Source organism: Tessaracoccus rhinocerotis (genome assembly GCF_007197885.1).
Taxonomy (GTDB): domain Bacteria; phylum Actinomycetota; class Actinomycetes; order Propionibacteriales; family Propionibacteriaceae; genus Arachnia; species Arachnia rhinocerotis.
Map to the genome: position 1 here is coordinate 619,282 of NZ_VKKG01000002.1, position 20,173 is coordinate 639,454.

The 20,173-nt window shown below is 68.8% G+C and carries 21 protein-coding genes, 1 tRNA gene and 1 riboswitch; of the genes, 15 read left to right on the top strand and 7 right to left on the bottom strand.

Annotation, left to right across the window (positions count from 1 at the left end; translation table 11 throughout):
* Positions 1–3 precede the first annotated feature (3 nt).
* Complete coding sequence (locus tag FOJ82_RS08035; RefSeq protein ID WP_143937929.1) at positions 4–537, bottom strand: hypothetical protein; 534 nt, start codon at positions 535–537, stop codon at positions 4–6.
* Between the two features lie 77 nt (positions 538–614).
* Positions 615–700: riboswitch (adenosylcobalamin (AdoCbl) riboswitch) on the bottom strand.
* A gap of 70 nt (positions 701–770) precedes the next feature.
* Here FOJ82_RS08035 and FOJ82_RS08040 point away from each other — a divergent pair.
* A complete protein-coding gene (locus FOJ82_RS08040) occupies positions 771–1,421 on the top strand; it encodes an HAD family hydrolase (RefSeq protein WP_143937930.1) in 651 nt (216 codons plus the stop codon).
* Here FOJ82_RS08040 and FOJ82_RS16180 read toward each other — a convergent pair.
* Positions 1,361–3,133, bottom strand: coding sequence for a hypothetical protein (locus FOJ82_RS16180; protein ID WP_185975678.1), 1,773 nt, complete (start codon positions 3,131–3,133; stop codon positions 1,361–1,363). The genes FOJ82_RS08040 and FOJ82_RS16180 overlap by 61 nt on opposite strands.
* On the bottom strand, positions 3,130–4,845 hold the full coding sequence (locus FOJ82_RS08050) for an outer membrane protein assembly factor BamB family protein (RefSeq protein ID WP_143937931.1): 1,716 nt from the start codon (positions 4,843–4,845) through the stop codon (positions 3,130–3,132). The genes FOJ82_RS16180 and FOJ82_RS08050 overlap by 4 nt, the downstream gene beginning before the upstream one ends.
* Positions 4,846–4,868: 23 nt before the next feature.
* Here FOJ82_RS08050 and FOJ82_RS08055 point away from each other — a divergent pair, with 23 nt between their 5' ends.
* The gene (locus FOJ82_RS08055; protein WP_143937932.1) at positions 4,869–5,198 is read left to right on the top strand and encodes a hypothetical protein; all 330 of its coding nucleotides are present in this window, start codon (positions 4,869–4,871) and stop codon (positions 5,196–5,198) included.
* 127 nt (positions 5,199–5,325) lie between these two features.
* Here FOJ82_RS08055 and FOJ82_RS08060 read toward each other — a convergent pair.
* From FOJ82_RS08060 to FOJ82_RS08070, 3 genes are all read right to left on the bottom strand, one after another.
* Positions 5,326–5,411: transfer RNA gene (locus FOJ82_RS08060), tRNA-Leu, on the bottom strand.
* A gap of 101 nt (positions 5,412–5,512) precedes the next feature.
* Positions 5,513–6,475 carry an aldo/keto reductase gene (locus FOJ82_RS08065; RefSeq protein WP_143937933.1) on the bottom strand — a complete coding sequence of 321 codons (963 nt, stop codon included), beginning with the start codon at positions 6,473–6,475 and terminating at the stop codon, positions 5,513–5,515.
* Positions 6,476–6,484: 9 nt separating this feature from the next.
* A complete protein-coding gene (locus FOJ82_RS08070; RefSeq protein WP_143937934.1) occupies positions 6,485–7,309 on the bottom strand; it encodes an undecaprenyl-diphosphate phosphatase in 825 nt (274 codons plus the stop codon).
* A gap of 84 nt (positions 7,310–7,393) precedes the next feature.
* Here FOJ82_RS08070 and FOJ82_RS08075 point away from each other — a divergent pair, with 84 nt between their 5' ends.
* The 8 genes from FOJ82_RS08075 (at position 7,394) to FOJ82_RS08110 (ending at position 15,212) form a co-directional block, all read left to right on the top strand.
* The gene (locus FOJ82_RS08075) at positions 7,394–8,047 is read left to right on the top strand and encodes an MSMEG_4193 family putative phosphomutase (protein WP_143937935.1); all 654 of its coding nucleotides are present in this window, start codon (positions 7,394–7,396) and stop codon (positions 8,045–8,047) included.
* A gap of 9 nt (positions 8,048–8,056) precedes the next feature.
* A complete protein-coding gene (locus FOJ82_RS08080; protein WP_143937936.1) occupies positions 8,057–8,587 on the top strand; it encodes a DUF3090 domain-containing protein in 531 nt (176 codons plus the stop codon).
* Positions 8,587–9,330, top strand: coding sequence for an SCO1664 family protein (locus FOJ82_RS08085; protein WP_143937937.1), 744 nt, complete (start codon positions 8,587–8,589; stop codon positions 9,328–9,330). Before FOJ82_RS08080 ends, FOJ82_RS08085 begins: the two co-directional genes overlap by 1 nt.
* Before the next feature lie 32 nt (positions 9,331–9,362).
* Positions 9,363–10,613, top strand: coding sequence for a cysteine--1-D-myo-inosityl 2-amino-2-deoxy-alpha-D-glucopyranoside ligase (gene mshC, locus FOJ82_RS08090; RefSeq protein ID WP_143937938.1), 1,251 nt, complete (start codon positions 9,363–9,365; stop codon positions 10,611–10,613).
* A gap of 28 nt (positions 10,614–10,641) precedes the next feature.
* Positions 10,642–10,905 (top strand): phosphoribosyl-ATP diphosphatase, encoded by a 264-nt coding sequence (locus FOJ82_RS08095; RefSeq protein WP_143937939.1) that lies wholly within the window; start codon positions 10,642–10,644, stop codon positions 10,903–10,905.
* A 22-nt stretch (positions 10,906–10,927) separates the two neighbouring features.
* Entirely contained in the window at positions 10,928–11,788 is an 861-nt protein-coding gene (gene hisG / locus FOJ82_RS08100) for an ATP phosphoribosyltransferase (RefSeq protein WP_143937940.1), read from the top strand.
* Positions 11,785–12,300, top strand: a complete 516-nt coding sequence (locus tag FOJ82_RS08105) for a PH domain-containing protein (RefSeq protein WP_143937941.1) — start codon at positions 11,785–11,787, stop codon at positions 12,298–12,300. Before hisG ends, FOJ82_RS08105 begins: the two co-directional genes overlap by 4 nt.
* Before the next feature lie 278 nt (positions 12,301–12,578).
* A complete protein-coding gene (locus FOJ82_RS08110; protein ID WP_221933060.1) occupies positions 12,579–15,212 on the top strand; it encodes an FIMAH domain-containing protein in 2,634 nt (877 codons plus the stop codon).
* 101 nt (positions 15,213–15,313) lie between these two features.
* On the opposite strand, the gene FOJ82_RS08115 is transcribed toward FOJ82_RS08110, so the two are convergent.
* Complete coding sequence (locus tag FOJ82_RS08115) at positions 15,314–15,802, bottom strand: hypothetical protein (protein ID WP_143937942.1); 489 nt, start codon at positions 15,800–15,802, stop codon at positions 15,314–15,316.
* Between the two features lie 95 nt (positions 15,803–15,897).
* Here FOJ82_RS08115 and FOJ82_RS08120 point away from each other — a divergent pair, with 95 nt between their 5' ends.
* The 5 genes from FOJ82_RS08120 to rpmI all read left to right on the top strand — a co-directional run bounded on the left by FOJ82_RS08120 (position 15,898) and on the right by rpmI (position 20,156).
* Entirely contained in the window at positions 15,898–17,289 is a 1,392-nt protein-coding gene (locus FOJ82_RS08120; RefSeq protein ID WP_143937943.1) for an FAD-dependent oxidoreductase, read from the top strand.
* A 9-nt stretch (positions 17,290–17,298) separates the two neighbouring features.
* On the top strand, positions 17,299–18,489 hold the full coding sequence (locus tag FOJ82_RS08125; protein WP_143937944.1) for a winged helix-turn-helix domain-containing protein: 1,191 nt from the start codon (positions 17,299–17,301) through the stop codon (positions 18,487–18,489).
* Positions 18,490–18,499: 10 nt separating this feature from the next.
* Positions 18,500–19,018 carry an SseB family protein gene (locus FOJ82_RS08130; protein WP_143937945.1) on the top strand — a complete coding sequence of 173 codons (519 nt, stop codon included), beginning with the start codon at positions 18,500–18,502 and terminating at the stop codon, positions 19,016–19,018.
* An 87-nt stretch (positions 19,019–19,105) separates the two neighbouring features.
* The gene (gene infC / locus FOJ82_RS08135; protein WP_143937946.1) at positions 19,106–19,912 is read left to right on the top strand and encodes a translation initiation factor IF-3; all 807 of its coding nucleotides are present in this window, start codon (positions 19,106–19,108) and stop codon (positions 19,910–19,912) included.
* Between the two features lie 37 nt (positions 19,913–19,949).
* Positions 19,950–20,156, top strand: coding sequence for a 50S ribosomal protein L35 (rpmI, locus tag FOJ82_RS08140; RefSeq protein ID WP_143937947.1), 207 nt, complete (start codon positions 19,950–19,952; stop codon positions 20,154–20,156).
* Positions 20,157–20,173: the final 17 nt, after the last annotated feature.

Consider the following 20,173-nt stretch of genomic DNA (forward strand, 5'->3'; position numbering starts at 1 on the left):
GCCTCACACCCCAGTGCTGGGGAGCCCTGGAACCGAGGCGGTGGCACTCGGCGCGGGAGTCGGCGAGGCGGCGGGGAGTCCGACCGCCGGCAGGCTGGGCGCGGGTGCGTCCCCGCTGAAGCTGTGCGCGAGCCGCCAGCCCTCGACGGTGCCCCCGACGGGGCGGGAGTCCGCGGCGCCCACCATGTAGGACTCCCAGGTCAGGGCTCCGTCGTCGCCCGGGGTGGCGCTCCAGTAGCTCCACCAGTCCTCGGGGCCTGGGGTCGCGGGCTCGCCGCCGATGGTGCTGATGAATCCACCCGGGGCCTCGAACGAGACGCCGGCGCTGGTCAGGGCGTCGAACCCGGTGGCGAACTCGGTCGCGCAACCCCCGAACTCCCCGGAGTCGTCCTGCACCACCACCCAGACGTTGCCTGCCGCGAGGCAGTCACCGGCCTCGTCCGCGGCGGCGAAACCTGCCGGGACGGTGGCGGCGAGCAGTGCAATCGCTGCGGCGGCGATGCCGGTTCGGGAGCTGCGCTGGCGCAGTGAGGTCATGTCCAACCCTTTCGAGACGAGCAGTCGTCGCCCGTTGGGCCGGATTGTCCGCTGACGCGACGGAACTGCAGTAGCTGGCGCCGAGCTTCGGTCCGACTTCCCGTTCAGGACGGGTCACGGTTGCGCGACAGCGCCGGATTCCCACCGGCTTCATGCTCGACGCGGCCACTCTACTCCCACGCAACTTGTTTGGGACAATGGGGTCCGACCATCCCTGAACACCGGAGGAAAACATGCAGCCAGCCGCCATCATCTTCGACCTCGACGGCACCCTGATTGACACGGAGGCCGAGTGGGACGAGGTGCGGCGGGGACTCGCTGCCGACGCCGGCCTGCCCTGGCCCGACGGCAGCACGCAGGCGATGATGGGGATGTCCACCCCGGAGTGGGCGCTGCACCTGGTGGAGGTGGTGGGCCTGCCGATGACGCCGGAGGACGCCGCCCGCCTCACGATCGAGCACATGGCGCGTCGGCACGAGACCGACCTGAAGGTGCTGCCGGGCGCGGTGGCCGCCGTCCGCCTGCTCGCGCAGGAGTACCCCATGGCGGTGGCGAGCTCGTCCCCGCGGCTCCTGATCGAGTCCGCGGTGCATGCGCTCGGCCTCGACGACGCCTTCCCCGTGCGGGTCTCGACGGAGGAGGTGGCCGCGGGCAAGCCGGCCCCCGACGGCTTCCTGCGGGCGGCCGAACTCCTCGGCGTCGACCCCACGAGGTGCGTCGCGTTCGAGGACTCGACCAACGGCATCAAGTCGGCGCTGAACGCGGGCATGAAGGTGATCGTGGTGCCGCCCCACTTCCACCGGCCGGCGGACGAGCTGCTCGCTCAGACCCGGGTGCTGGACTCGCTGGAGGACCTGACGCTGGACGTCATCGCCGAACTCTGAGGAGTCTCGTCGCGCCGCGGGTCCACCGCGGCCACGAACAGCGCAACCAGCACCGCCGTGAAGTACAGCGGGTAGGCGAACACGTCGTCGCCCAGTTCCTCCCACGGCGAGATGTCGAAGAACCCGGTGGCGTCCCGGGTCAGTGCCGAGAACATCACCACGGTGGTCACGAACAAGATGTTGGCCAGGTACAGCAGGACGCGCGTGCCCTGCGGGAAGCTCCTGGAGTCGCCATGGGTGAACTCCCCGTCGGTGAGCACCCGCCACGTGACACCGAACAGGATCGCGGCCAGGGCCGAGAACCCGATCACCGCTGCCAGGGGGTTCTCCAGGACGTGTCGGAAGTCGTGGAGGGTCAGGATGGCCGCGGCCGCCAGCAGGGCGGCGAGACGGCGCTGGTTCGCGCCCCGGGCCGCGACGACGGCCACGGTCGCCAGCAGCGCCAGCTGCAGCCACAGCCCGAGTGCTTCGCCGGAGAACCCGAGCGGCGCCTCGGGACTCAGTGTCGTGAGCAGGAAGACGACCTGCGGTCCCATGAAGCTGGCCACCAGAACCGCGCCCAACCACTTGCCCCGCCCTGCCAGGCGCCATGCCGGGAGCAGGCAGAGTGCCCCGGCCACGAGGCGGCTGACGCTGGGAGCAAGGGCCTGGTTCGGGATTTCGGCCAGGTCCCAAAGCCAGTGCGGGCCCTCCACCTCGAGCTTCAGCAACAGGGCCTGGACACCGAGGAGGGACTGCGGCAGGACCATCCAGAGGGTGGCCAGGGCCGCCAACAGGTAGGAGACGCCACCGAAGCTGTCCGCGAGGGCACCGGTCTCGGCGCGCTCACGGTCCGGGACCTTGCGGGCCCGCACCACGAACGGCGCCGCAAGTGCCGCTGCGAGGGCCAGTGCCAGCAGTGTCCCGAACAGGTCCGGCAGCCACAGGTCGGTCGTGGTGCCGGCGAAGTCCATGACGCTCACCCAGCACCGCCACAGCACCAGGACGCCGATGAGGGCCTGCATCCCCAGCGGCCCGAGTCGTCGGGAGGCGACGGTGCCGACCGCCTCGCCGCTGGTCACCGCCACCTGGGTCAGCGCGGTACCGGCGGCCAGCAGCGCCGGGACCGCGAGCATCCAGACGAACTGCATCTGGGTGGTCAGGACCATCCCTCGCGTCTCGAAGCCGAGCCGCAGCGCCTCGTCGGCGTCGACCATGCCCAGCTGGGTGCAGCAGAACACGAGGACCGCCACCACCAGGACCTCGACGGTGCTGAAGCGGCGCCCGATCCGCACCAGGTGGAACACGACCAGGGCGAGCAGGGAACCGAGCGGGACCCACAGCAGCCACCCGTCGTCGCTCGTCTGGCTCACCGTGCCCGTGGTCGCGGCGGCCAGCGCCACCAGCGACACCACCCGCAGCGGCACCGAGAGGTGCAGCGCCGCGGTCTGGAGCAGCGTCATGGCAAGGAAGATCCCGATCGAGGTCATGGGCATCGCCGCCGAGGGCAGGTACATGTCCGGGCCGACGGGCACGAGGGCGCCTGCGCCGCGCATCTCCTCTGCGGCGATGATGTGGGCCAGCGCGGCGAGCACCGCGACGAGCGTCAGTGCCGCGAGCAGCCGCAGTGCGGGATGCCACTGCGCCGGCCGCAGCCTGCCGTCCCTGACGGGTGCCACCAGGACGTGACCGACGAACGCCGCCACCGCTCCCGCCTGCTGCCGCACCCTCATCGCAACCTCGTGTACTGCTGGTCCGGCGCGACGATGCCCACGCCCGTCGCGGTCGGGATGAGGTGGGCGCCGAAGCCGTCCCTGGCGGCGTCGGAGGGCCAGGAGGCCACCTCGCGACCCTGCAGGTCCAGCGCCAGGATCCGCTCGGTGTCGATGGCGATGATGCTGGCGTCAGCCATGGCGGTGTCGAAGAAGTCGCCGTCGAGGCGCCACAACCTCTCCAGGGTCTGGTCGTCGTAGGCGGTGATCGCCCGGCCCGACGCCGTGACGACGACGCCGTCGAAGGCGTGCAGGTCGTGGATGATCGCGTCGTGCATGTGCCGCCTGACCAGGACGGTCCCGTCTGGTGCGATTCGCTCCAGCCAGCTCAGGCCGGCCGAGTAGGCCTCGCCGCGCCCGCCACAGCTGAACGCCTCCGAGCGGTCGGAGAGAGAAGCCGTCGCCCGCTCCTGTCCCGCCTCGTCGAGAATGACCAGTTCCGCACCGGTGGTGCCCACCAGCGTCGTGGCTCCGCAGCCCACCGGCGTCGAGACCACCTGGTCGGCCAACGAGGTGGACCAGACACGCTCCCCGGTCCGTGCGTCGAGCGCGGTGACGTTGCCCGAACCGTCGGCCACCACCACCCGCCCGTCCACCAGCGCGGGGGGCAGCGTGGCGACGTCCGTGAGACCGGCCTCCCACTGCCAGACGCCCCGGATGTCGTGGGCGACGACCGTGGCGCGCGACGTGGCCGTGACCACCAGGTCCCCGAAGCTCGCGATCGCGAGGATGGCCCCGCCGGGATGGGCCCGGACGGCTCGGTCCACGTCGCCGCCGGGTGCGATCAGGAGGTCGCCGGTGGTCCGGTGGGCGACCACGAGTGCCTCGTCGGTCCCCACCTGCGGGAGGGCCGAGGCCCACACCATGGGCGGCGTCTTGTTCAGGTCGACGACCTCCGGCGCCCAGGACTGCGGCTTCCACGACGCGGGCACGCCGAGACCCGGATCCGTGGGGTTGGGGGAGTCGGCCACCGTCCCGGGGCCCCCGGCCACGACGCCCCTGCCCGGGCACCACGTCTCTGTGCTGTTGTTCGCGTCCGCGTCGCCGACCCGCTCGGTCCGGGTGATGTCGAGGCAGCCATCCGCGGCGTGGGCGGTGTCGGTGGGCACGGCGGCGGAGGCTGAGAAGTCGTAGGGCATCGAGCCGACCGCCTCGAAGCCGTCGAACTCGTTCACCGATCCGCTCGAGCGCCAACTGGCGCCGGCCGCCACGTCCGTGGGCAGCACCAGGGGAGCGGGCACCCACTGCCGCATCCGTTGGCCCGCCACGTCCAGACTCCGCCGGACGCCGTTCGCGCCCAGCTCGAGCGCCGTGACCGAGTGCGTCACCTCGCCACCAGAGACCGTGGTCTCCAACAAGCGCAGGAACGAGGATTCGAGGAGTTTCTCGGGGTCGTCGAGCGCGAAGAACAGTTGCATGGGGCCGCTGCTCATCATCGGACCGCCCGAGCTGAGCGCGTACTCCCGCACCGTCACGACGTCGTCGACCCGCTCCACCTCCCGATGCCCGTCGGGTGGCAGCAGCGCCGTCGCGTTCGTGCGGGGGAGAGCATCCTTCGGACGGGCCAGCACCGCGGTGGCCGCGACCAGTCCGACGAGCACGACGAGTGCGAGCACCAGCATGCCCGCACCCGCGCTGCGGCCCGCGCGGTCACGTCCCCCGTCCAGAGTCACGGTCAACAGGCTAGCCAGTCAGGGTGTCGCTGGCAGGGCTGCACGGCAAGGCCTCCGGCGCGATCATGGTGGTCCGCATGCCTGGTCTGGCCTCACCCGCCTGTGATGCCGGCGCGGAGCGCGGCGATCTGTTCCACGAGTTGCCCAGAGGGCGTTCGCTCAAGGCGAGTGTGATTCCGTCGGCAGTCTCGACGATCCCACTGGGGGCGACCTTGGAACCGTATGGGATGACGTCGACCCCGAAGCCGTTGACCAGGAACCTGATCCCGGTTGCGTTCGGGCCGTCAATCAAGGGTTCGAGCGCCTCGTGGGAGTCCGGCGATGGTGTGGACCCAGTAGTCGCGGGCGAATGAGCCCACCAAGGTGAACTCAGGCACCAGTTTCCCGAGGTTCTGCAGGGCCTTCCGGGGTGGCGGAAGGTGAAATGAAGACCCCCTGGTCAACTTGGCTTGCGCCTTGTCAACCAGGGGTTCTGATCTGTGTCCGAGAGAGGACTTGAACCTCCACGCCCGATAAAGGGCACTAGCACCTCAAGCTAGCGCGTCTACCAATTCCGCCACCCGGACAGGGTGTGTGTTCCGCTGGGGAACGCGACAACAAAAGATAGCAGGAGCGTCCCCGTCGACACAATTCGGCCCCGTGGGTCGTCGCCCGTCGCGTGGGTCCCTCAGCTGCGGTGCCCGTTCGGGCCCCCGGAGACGTCGTCGAGGGCCGAGACGATGGGAGCCACCAGACGCTTGGTGTCCGTCTCCAACAGCTCCGCGAGCTGGGTGCGGTTCCGGGGCCCGATGAGTGCGGATGCCACCTGGGGCGCGTCGCGAACCCACAGCAGGGCCACCTGCGCCGGTGTCAGTCCCAGCCCCTCTGCCGCCTTGGCCACGGCGTCCACGACCGCCCTGGAGCGGGGCTGCAGGTAGGGCTCGAGGAACCATGAGAAGTGGTCGGCGGCGGCCCGGGAGTCGCGTGGGATCCCGGTCCGGTACTTCCCTGTCAGGGCGCCGCGGCCGAGGGCGGACCAGGCGAGCAGGCCCATGCCGTGGTGCTCGGCCCCGCCGATGACCTCCACCTCGGCGCGGCGGGCCAACAGGGAGTACTCCACCTGGACCGAGGCCAGCGGGGTCCGGTTGCCGAGGGCCTTCTGCCAGGTGGCAGCCGTGGCCAGCTGCCAACCCACGAAGTTCGACACGCCCGCGTACCTGACCAGGCCTCGCGAGACCGCCGAGTCGATGGCCGAGAGCGTCTCCTCGATCGGCGCCTCGCCCCAGGCGTGCACCTGCCACAGGTCCACGTGGTCGGTGTTCATCCTGCGCAGCGACTGCTCCAGGTCCGCGAGCATCGCGCCGCGGGAGGTGTCCATCACGCGCTTGCCGTCACGGATCACGAAGCCGCCCTTGGTGGCAACGACGAGGTCCTCGCGCGGGAGCCCGCCGGCGAACAGCTTGCCGATCATCTTCTCCGCGACGCCGCCGCCATAGGCGGGAGCCGTGTCGATCAGGTTCCCGCCGGCCTCGACGAAGTCCACCACCAGCGCGCGGGCCTCCTCCCACTTCACGTCCCGGCCCCAGGCCATGGTGCCGATCCCGAGAGGGGAGACGCGCAGGCCGGAACGGCCCAGGGATCGAAGTTCCATCCCGACAGCCTAGGACGCCTGCAGGACGCCGGTCAGCAGCAGCGTGGCCACCACGGCAGCGAGCCCGAGTCGGTAGTAGACGAAGCCGCGGAACGTGTGCGTGGAGATGAACCTGATCAGCCACGCGATCACCGCGTAGCCGACCAGGAAGGCCAGGATGGTGGCGACGACGGTCGGTCCCCAGGCCGTGGTTCCGTCGCCGATGTCCTTCAGCTTGTACAGTCCCGAGCCGAACACCGCCGGGATCGCCAACAGGAAGGCGTAGCGGGTGGCGGCCTCGCGGGTGTAGCCCATGTAGAGGCCCGCAGAGATGGTTGCCCCGGAGCGGGAGACGCCCGGGATCAGCGCGGCGGCCTGGAACAGGCCGTAGAGGAGGCCGTGGCCCCACGAGAGGTCCTTCAGCTCGCGGGTGTTGCGCTCGCCCACGCGGTCGGCGAAGAACAGCACGACCGCGACGCCGGCGAGCATCGCAACGGTGATCCAAAGGTTGCGCAGTGTTGAGTCGATGGCGTCCTGGAACAGCAGGCCAAGGACCACGATCGGGATGGAGCCGATGATCACCAGCCAGCCCATCCTGACGTCCGGGTCGTCTCGTTCCTGCCTGCCGACAAGCGCCAGGCACCACTTCTTGATGATCCGGACGATGTCTGACCAGAAGTAGACCAGGACCGCAGTCTCCGTGCCGAGCTGCGTGACCGCCGTGAACGCCGCACCGGGGTCGCGTCCCTCGAACAGCAACTGGCCGATGATGGACACATGCGCGCTCGACGAGATGGGCAGGAACTCCGTGAGCCCCTGCACGATCCCGAGGACGATCGCCTCGAACCAACCCACGTCGTGTCTCCTTGCTGTTCGGAACTCTGCCGAGGGCAACTGTAGACCGCCTCGTCCGCACCCCGGCCAGCTACGTTTGTGGACATGACAACACTCGTCCTCGTCCGCCATGGCCGCTCCCGCGCCAACGCCGACGGTGTGCTGGCCGGGCGCGCCGACGGCGTGGAGCTCGACGACGTCGGGCGCCAGCAGGCGCAACGGCTCGGTGAGTTGCTCTCGGGCGCCGGAATCGCGGCCGCCTACCGCTCGCCGATCCTGCGCTGCGCCCAGACCGCCGAGGAGCTGGGGTTCCCGGAGGCCGTCGTCGTCGACGGCCTCAGCGAGTGCGACTACGGCGAGTGGACCAACCGGAAGCTCGCGGACCTGACCTCCGAGCCCCTTTGGCGCACGGTCCAGGACTCGCCGTCGCAGGTCCGGTTCCCCGGCGGCGAGTCGATGCTGGAGATGCGCGACCGATGCGTCTCGGCGGTCGCCGACATCGTCTCCCGCCACCCGGGGGAGACCGTGCTGCTGGTCAGCCACGGGGACCCGATCAAGGCCATCCTCTCCGACGCGCTCGGCCAGCGCTTCGACGACTTCCAGCGCCTCAATGTCGCCCCGGCGTCGGTGAGCGTTGTCAGCCACGCCCCCGAGAGCGCCCCCTTCGTCGTGTGCGTGAACGCCAACACCGACGTCGCCGCCCTGCTCGCGCCCAGACAGGCCCCGACGGTCGGTGGCGGCGACACACCCGAGAAGTAGGCTGGCCCCATGCTGCTCGAGTTCCCGCACCCCGACCGCTGCGTCGTCGGCACCATCGGAGAGCCGGGGAACCGGCTGTTCATCATCCAGGTCTCCCAGGGGGGCACCCTGGTCGCCGTTGCCGTAGAGAAGCAGCAGGTCCAGATGCTGGGCCGACGCATCGGTGAAATCCTCGATCAGCTCCAGTCGCTCGGCAGGGCGGACGCCGAGGGGGAGGAACCCACCGACCTCGGCCCGCTGGACGCGCCCCTGGAGGTGGAGTTCCGCGTCGGTGCCATCGGACTGGCCTGGGACGCCGAACGCGGTGCCATCCAACTCGAACTGTTCTCGGTGGACCTCGGCGAGGAGGCTCCCGACGACGACTCCCACAACGTCCTGGTCCAGATCTGGCTGACTCCCCGCCTCGCGCGGGAGTTCTCGCTGCGCGCCGAGGTCATCGTCGCCTCGGGCCGCCCGGCGTGCCCGTTCTGCAGTCAGCCGATCGAGCCCGGCGGCCACATCTGCCCCCGTTCCAACGGGTACCGGGGACCCCTGTTCTGATGGCTGCCACCGGCCCCGACGGCGGGCTCGAGGTGGTGGGTCGACTCACCGAGGCGTCGAACGCGACCTTTCTGGCCCGGGACGAGTCGGAGGTGCTGTGGGTGTACAAGCCCGTGGCGGGGGAGAAGCCGCTTTGGGACTTCCCGCAGCGCACGCTCGGGCGCCGGGAGGTCGCCGCGCACCTCGTCAGCGACCACTTCGGCTTCGACGTGGTCCCCCTCACCCTGTGGCACGAGGGCCCGCTCGGCGAGGGCTCGGTGCAGCGCTGGGTGGAGGGCAACATCACCCACCTGGTCGACGTCATCAGGCCGGAGGACCTGGACGAGTCCTGGCTCCCCGTGGTCGCCGGCGTGGACGGCGAGGACCGGCCCGTGGTGCTCGTCCACCGCGACGACGCCGCCCTGCGCCGCACCTGCCTGTTCGACCTCGTCATCAACAACTCCGATCGCAAGGCCGGGCACCTCGTCTCCGACGGGCAGCACCTGTTCGGCGTCGACCACGGCGTCAGCCTGCACGTCGACGAGAAGTTCCGCACCGTCCTGTGGGGGTTCGCCGGGCAGCAACTCACGGGGGCCGAGCGCGAACAGTTGGCGGTCGTCGCCGCGCTCGACCTGCCCACTCCCGAGGGTCTGACCGCCCAGGAGTGGGAGCAGGTGGCCGCGCGTGCTCAGGCCCTCCTGGACGCGGGCACGCTGCCCGCGCCGTCGGGCCGGTGGCCTGCCATCCCATGGCCGCCGTGGTGAGGCCGGCGTCGACGAGGCGGTAGGTTGGTCGCATGTATGCGTGGGCCCCAGTAGCTGTTCCCAGCCTCCCCCCGTCGGAGGACGTCCCGGACCGCCTCTTCCTGCACGACACCGCCAGCGGTGGACCGATCGCGGCCGATCCGTCGTCCGGCTCCGCGCGGATGTACGTGTGCGGAATAACCCCGTACGACGCCACCCACTTGGGGCACGCCAACACCTACGTCTCCTTCGACCTGGTGAACCGCGTCTGGCGCGACCTCGGCCTGGAGGTCAACTACACCCAGAACGTCACCGACGTCGACGACCCGCTCCTCGAGCGCGCCGAGCAGACCGGGCAGGACTGGGAGGAACTCGCTGCCGACCAGATCGAACTGTTCCGCAGCGACATGGAGGACCTCCGTGTCATCCCGCCGGACCACTACATCGGCGCAGTCGAGTCCATCGCCTGCGTGATCGACCTGGTGAACCGGCTCGTGCCCACCGGGCTGGTCTACCAAGTGGCCGACGACGAGCACCCGGACTGGTACTTCGACGTCACCAGGGCGCCCGGGTTCGGGGGCGTCAGCCACCTCGACGAGCAGCAGATGACCGAGGTCTTCGCCGAACGCGGGGGAGATCCGGATCGGCCCGGCAAGCGGCACCCCCTCGACTGCCTCCTGTGGCGCTTCGCGCGCCCGGGTGAGCCCAGTTGGTCCTCCGATCTCGGCGCCGGCCGCCCCGGCTGGCACATCGAGTGCACCGCGATCGCGCTGCGCTACCTCGGCTCGGCCTTCGACGTCCAGGGCGGCGGCTCCGACCTGGTCTTCCCGCACCACGAGATGTGCGCGGCGGAGGCGATCGTGGCCACCGGGGGCGAGCACCTCGCCGACGCCTTCGTGCACACCGGCATGGTTGGGCTCGACGGCGAGAAGATGAGCAAGTCCAAGGGCAACCTGGAACTCGTCAGTCGGCTGCGCCACGGCGGTGCGGACCCGATGGCGATCCGGCTGGCGCTGCTGGACCACCACTACCGCGAGGACTGGGAGTGGACGCCCGACCAACTGGAGGCCGCCACCGAGCGCCTCGCCCGCTGGCGCAGCGTCCTCAACAACGGCGTCGCGCTGCCTGCCACCGAGACCATCGCAGCGATGCGCAAGGCACTCCGCAACGACCTCGACGCACCCTCCGCCCTGCGCGCGGTCGACTCGTGGGTGGCGGGTAGCCTCGCCGTCGACTCCGACGAGACCGGCTCCATCGCGGAGGTCGCGGCCGCGGTGGACGCCCTGCTGGGTGTGAGACTGTGACCGCGACCGAGCCGGTAGGCTGCGCAGCGTGAAGTCCTTCGAACAACTCTTCGCCCAGCTGACGGAGACCGCCCGCACGCGCCCCGACGGGTCCTCGACGGTGGCCCGCCTCGACGCGGGCGTCCACCACATCGGCAAGAAGGTCGTCGAGGAGGCCGCCGAGGTCTGGATGGCGGCCGAGTACGAGTCCAAGGAGGAGGCGGCCGAGGAGATCAGCCAGCTCCTGTACCACCTGCAGGTGATGATGATCGCCCTGGACCTCGACCTCGAAGACGTCTACCGCCACCTGTGATCCGAACCCGGAGAGAATCCTGATGACTGAAGAACGACTCCTGAAGGTAGCCGTGCCCAACAAGGGCGCCCTGGCCGAAGCGGCGGCAGGCATGCTGCGTGCCGCCGGGTACCACCAGCGCACGGACTCCAAGGACCTCACGCTGATCGACTCCGACCACAACGTCGAGTTCTACTACCTGCGTCCCCGTGACATCGCCGTGTACGTCGGCGAGGGTCACCTCGACCTGGGCATCACCGGCCGCGACATGCTGCTGGACTCGGGTGCCCAGGCAACCGAACTGATGCAGCTCGGGTTCGGCAGCAGCCGCTTCCGCTTCGCGGGCAGGGCCGGACAGGGCTGGACGGTCGAGTCCCTTGCGGGCAAGCGGATCGCCACGTCCTACCCGGGGCTGCTGCAGACCTGGCTGGACGAGCGCGGCATCGACGCGACCCTGACCAAGCTCGACGGCGCGGTGGAGTCGGCGATCCGGCTCGGCGTTGCCGACGCGGTGGCCGACGTCGTCGAGACCGGGACGACGCTGCGTCGCGCCGGACTCGAGATGTTCGGCGACGTGATCGTCGAGTCCGAGGCCGTCCTGATCCGCCGCAACTCCGGTGCGGAGCCCGCCGGGCTGGACGCGCTGCGGACCCGCCTCGAGAGCGTCCTGGTGGCACACAACTTCCTGATGATGGACTACAACGTGGAGGCGGCCAACCTGGACGCCACCACCGCCCTGGCCAGCGGCGTCAACGGTCCCACCGTCTCGCAGCTCGCGAAGGAGGGTTGGTTGGCAGTGCGCGTCCTCGTCCCCAAGAAGGGTGCGCACCAGCTCATGGACGACCTGTTCGAGCTCGGCGCCCGGGGCATCCTCCTGACCGAACTGAGGTCGTGCAGGCTGTGACCGAGCAGACCCCGCCCGAGCAGGCGGCCCCGAAACTTCCCGAGAGGCTGCAGTTCACCAGCGTCACGGTGCTGGTGACCTCGGTCGTGGGATCCGTCGTGCTGCTGCTGGCGGCCATGTGGGGTTGGTACGCGATCGGCGCCTCGATCCGGTCCCAGATCACGTGGTTCCAGGCCGCGACGCTGCTGTTCTTCCTGGTCTTCATGATCGCGATGATGCTGTCGATCGGATACTCCCGCATCTGGGCCGACGAGGACGGTGTCGTCGTGCGCAACGGCCCCTTGCTCCGCAAGTTCCGCATCGACGAGGTTGCTGGCCTGCGTCTTCGTGACGGCGACCCATGGGCCTACCTGCTCATCAAGCACAACGGGGGAGTGAAGCGTCGCGCCGTGCTGGCCATCCAGACGCTCGAGGGAGCCAAGGCCAAGCGCAAGATCCGGGCGCTGCGCGTGTGGCTGAAGGCTCACGGCGCGAACTCCGACGGCGTCACCCTCGAGGGCGAGCAGCAGTAGCGACTCGGCCAGTGGCCGGGGTCAGGCCATCCAACCCTTGACACCGCCACCCCTCGCGGGTATGTTCAGGTCTGGAACAAACCGGTGGTTGTTTACAACGATGTAACACCGGTTCCTGCAGCAGGAGGACACACGTTTCCTGGCCCTGGAGACAATGCCGGGATTCCCGCCTCCGATGAGTCGGAGTGCGAAGGCCATTGAAGAACAAGGTTTGAAGACGAGTGAGGTGATGAGTTTATCGCCGAATGACCGGTACCCGGACCATCAGGGTATCCGATGTGGCGTTCCTGTCCTTGGCAAACAGGCGCCTGACAGCCCAACTGGATGCACTCGCTGCTGAAGAGCGTTTCACGAAGTCGCGCTCCGCGACGGCGAGGGATGACGAAATCAGCAGTACCTCGGTTATGGAACAGAGAAGTTCACTACACAACCTCGGAGGGTTTACGTTGAAAAAGATACCAGTCCTGACATTAGTTCTTGCTCTACTCGCCCTGGTGTTCCCGGCGGCAACAGCGTCCCCGGCGGAACCAGGCCCGTGGCGACAGGTCGACCCGGCCGATGTGGTGCTCGGAAAGAGTTATCTCGTCGTGTCCCAGCACGGCGCACTCGTGAATGCCGAGGCCACCATCAGCACGCCGGGCGACGTCACCGGTGACACGCAGATCGGCATGGCGTCCAAGCCCGTGACCATCGAGGACGGCTTGATCACGTCCGAGGTGACAGACGACATGGTCTGGCAGTTCGGCCCCGGCGCGAACACCGCCGCCGCAGCGGGCGGCCTTGGCGAGGGCGCGGGCTACTACCTGCTGAACGACGCCCCCGGCACTGGGGGAGGCACGGAGCCCCTGCGAAGGGAGTCCAGCTTCAACGCGCAGCATGCCCCGCTCAACACCACCGGCGCAGCCGTCAACGGCAACCAGCAGAGCATGTTGATGCACGTGCTGGACGAGGCCGCGGGCACCGTCTCCCTGTACCTATGGGGCGGCAACAACCAGTTCAACTTCGCCGTGCACAGCACGGAGGACGGCTTCACTGCGAAGAGCCTGACGGCCGGGGCCACGAGCGCGGCCCAACTGCTGGAGCAGATGCAGGAGTCGCCGGAACTGCGACTGTACGAACCGGTCTCGGCCGTCGGCGAACAGCACTATGTGATGGCGTCCTCCGGTGAGAATGGCAGCATCAGCCCGTCCTCCCTTGCCGGCCATGTCTGGGTCAATGAGGGCGAGGACCTGACCTTCACCTTCGAGCCTGCCTTCGGGTTCGAGGTCGACACCGTCACCGTGGACGGCGTGGAAGTGGATTTCGCCGACAATCAGTACACGATGGAGAATGTGGTCACAAGTGGGGCACAGATCCATGTGACATTCAGGCCGGACTCCAATGCGGCGGAGATTCCGTTCACGGTGTTCAACGACATCTTCTCCGTGGGCAACGTGACCACTGCCGTGATCATTGACCTGGGTGAGGGCAACCAGGCCAATCTCGCCGACGTGAGTGCCGACATGTTCTCGGCAGCCGCCAGGAACACGAGGCTGGACGGCACCAGTGTGATCTTCGATGGATCGAGGAACATCACCCGGGTTTATGTGAACGATGCACCCGAACCCCTCGGCTATGTTTCGCCCGCGCCGGGGTCCGATGATCTCGTGGTCGACACCCCCGATACTGGTCGCTACATCGTTGTAGAGTTTGAGTTCTGGAATGCCAATGGCTACACCTCAGGGTCGATGGTCTCGGGCAACCTGCAAAACGCGTTCTCCGCGATCCTGAACTACCGTGTCAATGTCGATCGCGAGATCGTGCTGACCGACGGCACCGCCATCGTCCCGAGGTTCACCCAGTCGGCGGTGGTCAACCCGGCGCTGGACAAGTTCGTCCCGTCCAAGACGAACCCGGGAGGCGCAGGAAACATGGACGTCCTGCTCTCCATCGACGAGTCGTGGGAGCAGGATGGTCCGCTGCCACTGTTCATCTACAACCATGGTGGTGGCCGCGGTGGCCCGGCCGGTGACTACTTCGCACCGGTGCAGACCGCGAACGGGGCGGCAGTGCTCTCCAAGCGTCAGTTGGAGAACCCCGGCAAGTACAACGCCCACATCATCGCCACCCAGAACCACTCCAACAGCCAGGTGAACAACGAGGCCCTGATGGCCTACGTCGATCAACTGGTGGCGGACGGCCTCGTGGATCCCGACCGCGTCTACATGTCCGGGTTCTCGATGGGCAGCATGTACACCGTCGGCATGTACACCCGCAATCCTGAATTCCTCACGGCGATCGTTCCCCTCGCCGGGGGCGGGTTGCCGAGCGTGGAGCAACTCACGGAGAACCCGGAGTTGGCGAAGGTCTCCATCTGGGCCCATTCGCACGAGGCGGACTTCATGGGTGGGCCATGGACGGAGTACTTCTCCACCGGTGGCGCCGCCAGCGGGCTGTACGAGGAGGCCAACGTTTCGATTCTTGAAACCAACCAGGCGTTCAACTTCCCGTACTTCGGCTTCGACTGGACACCCCACGAGACCGAGGCCCAGGTCTTCAGCAACAAGATCAGCCAGTCGAACACCGTCTTCGCCTACGGCCCCGGCCACGAGGAGTTCGCGGACGAGACGATCTTCGACTGGATGTTCGCACAGTTCAAGTCGGAGAACAGGATCGGAGACCTTCAGGACATGGTCGCCGGTCTGGCTCTCAACAAGGGCAACATGAACGCCTTGACCGTGAAGCTGGCCAACGCCGACAGGTTCGTCTCCGAAGGGAATGCCGAGCAGGCGGGCGACATGCTGAATGCCTTCATGAACCAGGTCAGTGCGTTCGTCAACGCGGGCAAGCTGACTGAGGAACAGGCGCTGGAGATGAATGCAGCGGCCGAGGAAACGCTCAAGTACGTGCATTACGTGACTACCCTGAGGTAGCCGTTGTCGCACTGCTCGGGCGTGCAATCGGGAGCAGGCCGCATCGAATCCTCTGATTCGATGCGGCCTGCTCCTTGGTCGCCAAGGGGCCAGAAGTGGGATCACATGATGCCGCGCTTGCGCAGCAGGGCCTCGATCTCCGCGTCCTCCGGGTCCACCGCCGGCGCCTGCTTGCCCTTGGCCGGTTGCTGCGCCGTGGCAGCCTCCGGGCGGTTCTCCCGGGTCAGGGAGGGTTGCGCGGGCTGATCGACCGCGGTCGGCCGGCCCTGCGCGCGGGTGCGCACCTGCTTGGGTCGTGCCTTGGTCCGCATGAACCCGGCGATGACCAGCAGGACGATGCCGAGGCCTAGCAGTCCGGCCCCCCAGCTCATGGCCTCGTTCCACACCGTCCGCTGGGCCCAGTCGATCAGGCTCAGCACGCCGTTGTAGGCGAGGCGGGTGAGGCCGGTCAGGTACATGCCCAGCGGGAGCACCACCAGACCGATCCCGGCGACGAGCGTCCGGGGGTTCCTGCCCCGCGCGAACAGCCCGGCGGTGGCAGCGGCGATCACGGTCATTAGACAGATGGTGATGAACAGGGAGGCTTCCATGTCCCAAGCTTTGCACACGCAGGAATGCGCCGACCCGGGGCGCCGGTCGGGGACTGCTGTTAGCTTGGTGGGCATTCGTACGAGGAGGTGCGACCGTGGACCCTCGAACCGCCCCAAGCCGGCGCCGGGTGGCCGTGATCGGCTCCGGCCCCTCGGGTCTGTACACCGCCGAGGCGCTCCTGGCCGGTGACCCAGAGGTCCTGGTGGACGTGATCGACCGGTTGCCCGCCCCGTACGGCCTCGTCCGCTACGGCGTCGCACCCGACCACGCCAAGATGAAGTCGGTGGCCCGGAAACTCGAATCCCCCTTCGACAGTCCCCGCGGCCGCTTCCTCGGCAACGTGCACGTGGGCGCTGACGGCATCCCGGTGGACGCGCTCCGCGAGCACTACCACGCGGTCGTGCACGCCACCGGCAGCGCAGTCGACCGCCACCTCGGCATCGAGGGCGAGGAGTTGGAGGGCTCGGTCGGGTCCGGCGCGTTCGTGTCCTGGTACTGCGGCCACCCGGACGCCGCCGACCTGCGGCCCGGACTCGACGGCGCAGCCGCGGCGGTGGTGGTCGGCGCGGGGAACGTGGCGCTCGACGTCGCCCGGATCCTCGCCCGGCCGGCGGAGGACCTCGCGGTCACGGACCTGCACAACGCCGTGCTGGACCGGCTGCACGACAGCGCCATCACCGACGTGCACGTCCTGGTGCGCCGCGGGCCGCAGCACACCAGGTTCACCCCTGTCGAACTGCGGGCCCTGGCAGGCCTCGACGACGTCGAGGTGGTGGTGCGCGACGACGACACGTTGGCGCAGGACCTCGACGTGCCGTCGGACCGGCGGACCCGGCAGCTGGTGGACACGCTCACGCAGTGGACCCACGAGCGTCCCGGGGCAGGTGGGCGCCGCCGGATCCACCTGCGCTTCCTCCGCAGCCCCGCGCGGCTCCTGCCCGACGGCCACGGACGGGTTGCGGGAGTCGAGATCGAGCGCAACGAGGTCACCCCGCAGGGCCGCATCCGCAGTACCGGCGAGCGCGAGGTGCTCGCGGCCGGGCTGGTCGTGCGGGCCATCGGGTACACCGGCGAGCCGGTTCCGGGACTGCCGTTCGACGAGGCCAGCGGAACCATCCCCAACGAGGCGGGCCGGGTGGTGCGGGACGGTGAGCCGGTGCCCGGGACGTACGTCGCGGGCTGGATCAAGCGCGGCCCCAAGGGCGTGATCGGGACCAACAAGGGAGACGGAGCGGAGACCGCCGCCTCGGTGCTGGCCGACCTGCCGACGCTGCCGGAGCCGCCCCGGGGCGGTGGCGTGGAGGTGCTTGGGCGGCTGGCTGACCACGGCATCGAGCCGGTCTCCTGGGCCGAGTGGCAGAGCCTGGACGCCGCCGAGGTCGAACTCGGCAACAGCCGCGTCGGGGCGGAGCGGATCAAGATCGCCGAGCGGGAGGGCATGCTCGACGCGGCGAGGGGGCGCGGTGGTGTCGGGGGTGCTGGTTAGGGTTTGCGCATGGCAGCAGTCCTCAGCTCCGCCCAGGCCCGTCGCATCGCGCTCGCCGCCCAGGGCTTCGCAACCCCCAGACCCGAGCCCGGAGCCGCGACGATGCGGCAGCTGCAGCGGGTCATCGACACGGTCCAGGTGATCCAGATCGACAGCGTGAACGTGCTCACGCGCAGTCAGTACCTGCCGTTCTTCTCCCGTCTCGGCCCCTATGACACCGCACTGCTGGACCGGGCGCGCGACGGCGTCGGCCCGCGTGCCCGGGGCGGCCGACGCCTGGTCGAGTACTGGGCGCACGCGGCAAGCCTGGTCCCGCCCGAGACCTGGCCGTACCTGGCGTTCCGCCGGGCCACCGCGGACCGTGACGCCTGGGGAAGGCACGTCCTCACCGACCACCCGGAGGTCGTCGACGCGGTGCTCGCGGCGGTGCACGAGCACGGGCCACTGACCGCTCGTGAGGTCGACGACCTCGTCGAGCACGGGGTGCTGCGCAACAAGGACAACTGGGGCTGGAACTGGTCACTGGTCAAGCAGTGCCTCGAGTACCTGTTCTGGGCCGGGGAGATCGTCAGCTCGGGGCGCAACCAGCAGTTCGAGCGGCGCTACGCGGCCCCCGAGCAGGTGCTGACCCCCGAACAGATCGCGTACCGTCCGGATGCCGCGGAGGCGGCGGTGGAGCTGGTGCGCAGGGCCGCCCGGGCACACGGCGTCGGAACGCTGTCGGACCTCGCGGACTACTTCCGGCTCCGCAAGGGTGAGGCCGCCCGGGCCCTGGCCGAGCTCGTCGGCACCGGAGAACTGGAGCGCGTCGAGGTGGAGGGCTGGGCGGAACCCGCCTACCTCGACCCGATGGCCCGCCGGCCCCGCCGGGTGGCGGCCCGTGCCCTGCTCAGCCCGTTCGACTCGCTGGTGTGGGAGCGGGACCGAACCGAGCGGCTCTTCGGTTTCCACTACCGGATCGAGATCTACGTCCCGGAGCCCAAGCGCGTCCACGGCTACTACGTGCTGCCGTTCCTCTGGGGTGACCGGCTGGTGGCGAGGGTGGACCTCAAGTCCGACCGGGCCGCTGGCGTGCTGCTGGTGCGACGGCTGCACCTCGAGCCCGACGCCCCCGCCGACACGGAGGCAGCCCTCGCGGACGAACTCCGGGAGCTCGCCGACTGGCTCGGGCTGGGCGGGGTGGAGCCGGACAGCCACTAGGCTCGCCAGCATGGACCAGCTGCACCGACTCGCCCAGCCCAGTGCCCGCTTCGACGGGGACACGGGGCAGGCGGACCCGATCACGCGCCGGGCCATCGCCGAGGTCCGCGACCACACCGGCTACATCCGGGCACTGGTGGCGCTCTGCACCTCGAGACTGCTGATGCCCGTGGTGGCCAGCGGCGACGAGACGATGCACCAGGATCCCGACCGGGAGGCCGAGTTGGCCGCCGTGACCATCACTGACGGCACGGACACCGCCCTACTGGCATTCACGGGAATCGACTCCATGAAGGCGTGGCAGGCAGGGGCGAGGCCGGTTCTCTGCCACCTCGACGAGCTCGCCGCCACCGTGGGACCAGCCGGCGCCAACCAGTTGGTGCTGGACGTGGCCGGGCCGGTCCCGTTCGTGCTGGCGGGGGAGGCCCTGCGCCTCGTGGCCGAGGGGTTCCGCGCCGTCGAGTTCGAGGGCGAGGAGTTCGCCTGGGTCAAGTATGGGGAACAGCCCGATGATTTGGCCGAGCACTGACGGTGAGTGTAGAGTTGGGTGTCGTTGAGATCTGCCATCAGGTGGATCCGTCTCAAGTGGAGGCCTGACCTCCCACCTGCGTGGCCCATGGCTGCCGGGTCGGTATGCGCGCTGGGTGGCTGTCGTGGCCCCGGGACGCGTTGTCAGGCCTTCGCATGTGCGGAGGCCTTTTGCATTTCCCGGCACCACCATCTAATCCCTGGAGGACACATCAGCACTGAACCGCGCATCAACGATCGCATCCGAGTACCAGAAGTCCGGCTTGTCGGCCCGAACGGCGAGCAGGTTGGCATCGTTCGTGTCGAGGACGCCCTGCGTCTGGCGGCGGAGAACGATCTCGATCTGGTTGAAGTGGCACCGCAGGCACGTCCGCCGGTGTGCAAGTTGATGGACTACGGCAAGTTCAAGTACGAGGCGGCGCAGAAGGCTCGCGACGCCCGCAAGAACCAGACGAACACCATCACCAAGGAAATGAAGCTCCGCCTCAAGATCGACCAGCACGACTACGAGACCAAGAAGGGCCACGTCGTGCGGTTCCTCAAGGGCGGCGACAAGGTGAAGATCACCATCATGTTCCGTGGACGCGAGCAGTCGCGTCCCGAACTTGGCATCGACCTGCTGCGGCGGTTGGCCGAGGACGTGGCCGAGTACGGCTACGTCGAGTCGTCCCCCAAGCAGGACGGTCGCAACATGCTGATGGTGCTCGGACCCACCAAGAAGAAGACCGAGGCCAAGGTCGAGCAGGCAGCGGACCGTGATCGTCGCATCGCGGAGCGCAGCGCCAAGGCCGAGGCCGAGAGGTCGGAAGAGGCACAGCTGCGTGCAGCCGTGAACAAGCCGACGAAGAAGAAGCGTGGTCCCGCAGACAACATGGACCCAGACGTCGACCTGTGACGCGGTCGACCCCAACCAGATAGAAAGCGAGACACCCATGCCGAAGATGAAGACGCACTCGGGCGCCAAGAAGCGGTTCAAGGTCACGGGAACCGGCAAGCTCATGCACCGCCAGGCCAACCTCGGCCACCTCAACGCCCACAAGTCCTCGACGCGCCTGCGTCGCCTGAAGGGCGTCAAGGAAATGGCCCCGGCCGACGTCGCACAGGCCAAGAAGCTGCTCGGCTCCAACAAGGGCCGCTGAACCACACCCGAAACCCC

Coding starts and splice junctions, on each gene's coding strand:
- rpmI (WP_143937947.1), top strand. CDS start 19,950: ATGCCGAAGATGAAGACGCACTCGGGCGCCAAGAAGCGGTTCAAGGTC.
- FOJ82_RS08115 (WP_143937942.1), bottom strand. CDS start 15,802: ATGGAAGCCTCCCTGTTCATCACCATCTGTCTAATGACCGTGATCGCC.
- mshC (WP_143937938.1), top strand. CDS start 9,363: ATGTATGCGTGGGCCCCAGTAGCTGTTCCCAGCCTCCCCCCGTCGGAG.
- FOJ82_RS08125 (WP_143937944.1), top strand. CDS start 17,299: ATGGCAGCAGTCCTCAGCTCCGCCCAGGCCCGTCGCATCGCGCTCGCC.
- infC (WP_143937946.1), top strand. CDS start 19,106: ATGGCTGCCGGGTCGGTATGCGCGCTGGGTGGCTGTCGTGGCCCCGGG.
- FOJ82_RS08035 (WP_143937929.1), bottom strand. CDS start 537: ATGACCTCACTGCGCCAGCGCAGCTCCCGAACCGGCATCGCCGCCGCA.
- hisG (WP_143937940.1), top strand. CDS start 10,928: ATGACTGAAGAACGACTCCTGAAGGTAGCCGTGCCCAACAAGGGCGCC.
- FOJ82_RS08040 (WP_143937930.1), top strand. CDS start 771: ATGCAGCCAGCCGCCATCATCTTCGACCTCGACGGCACCCTGATTGAC.
- FOJ82_RS08075 (WP_143937935.1), top strand. CDS start 7,394: ATGACAACACTCGTCCTCGTCCGCCATGGCCGCTCCCGCGCCAACGCC.
- FOJ82_RS16180 (WP_185975678.1), bottom strand. CDS start 3,133: ATGAGGGTGCGGCAGCAGGCGGGAGCGGTGGCGGCGTTCGTCGGTCAC.
- FOJ82_RS08130 (WP_143937945.1), top strand. CDS start 18,500: ATGGACCAGCTGCACCGACTCGCCCAGCCCAGTGCCCGCTTCGACGGG.
- FOJ82_RS08065 (WP_143937933.1), bottom strand. CDS start 6,475: ATGGAACTTCGATCCCTGGGCCGTTCCGGCCTGCGCGTCTCCCCTCTC.
- FOJ82_RS08080 (WP_143937936.1), top strand. CDS start 8,057: ATGCTGCTCGAGTTCCCGCACCCCGACCGCTGCGTCGTCGGCACCATC.
- FOJ82_RS08085 (WP_143937937.1), top strand. CDS start 8,587: ATGGCTGCCACCGGCCCCGACGGCGGGCTCGAGGTGGTGGGTCGACTC.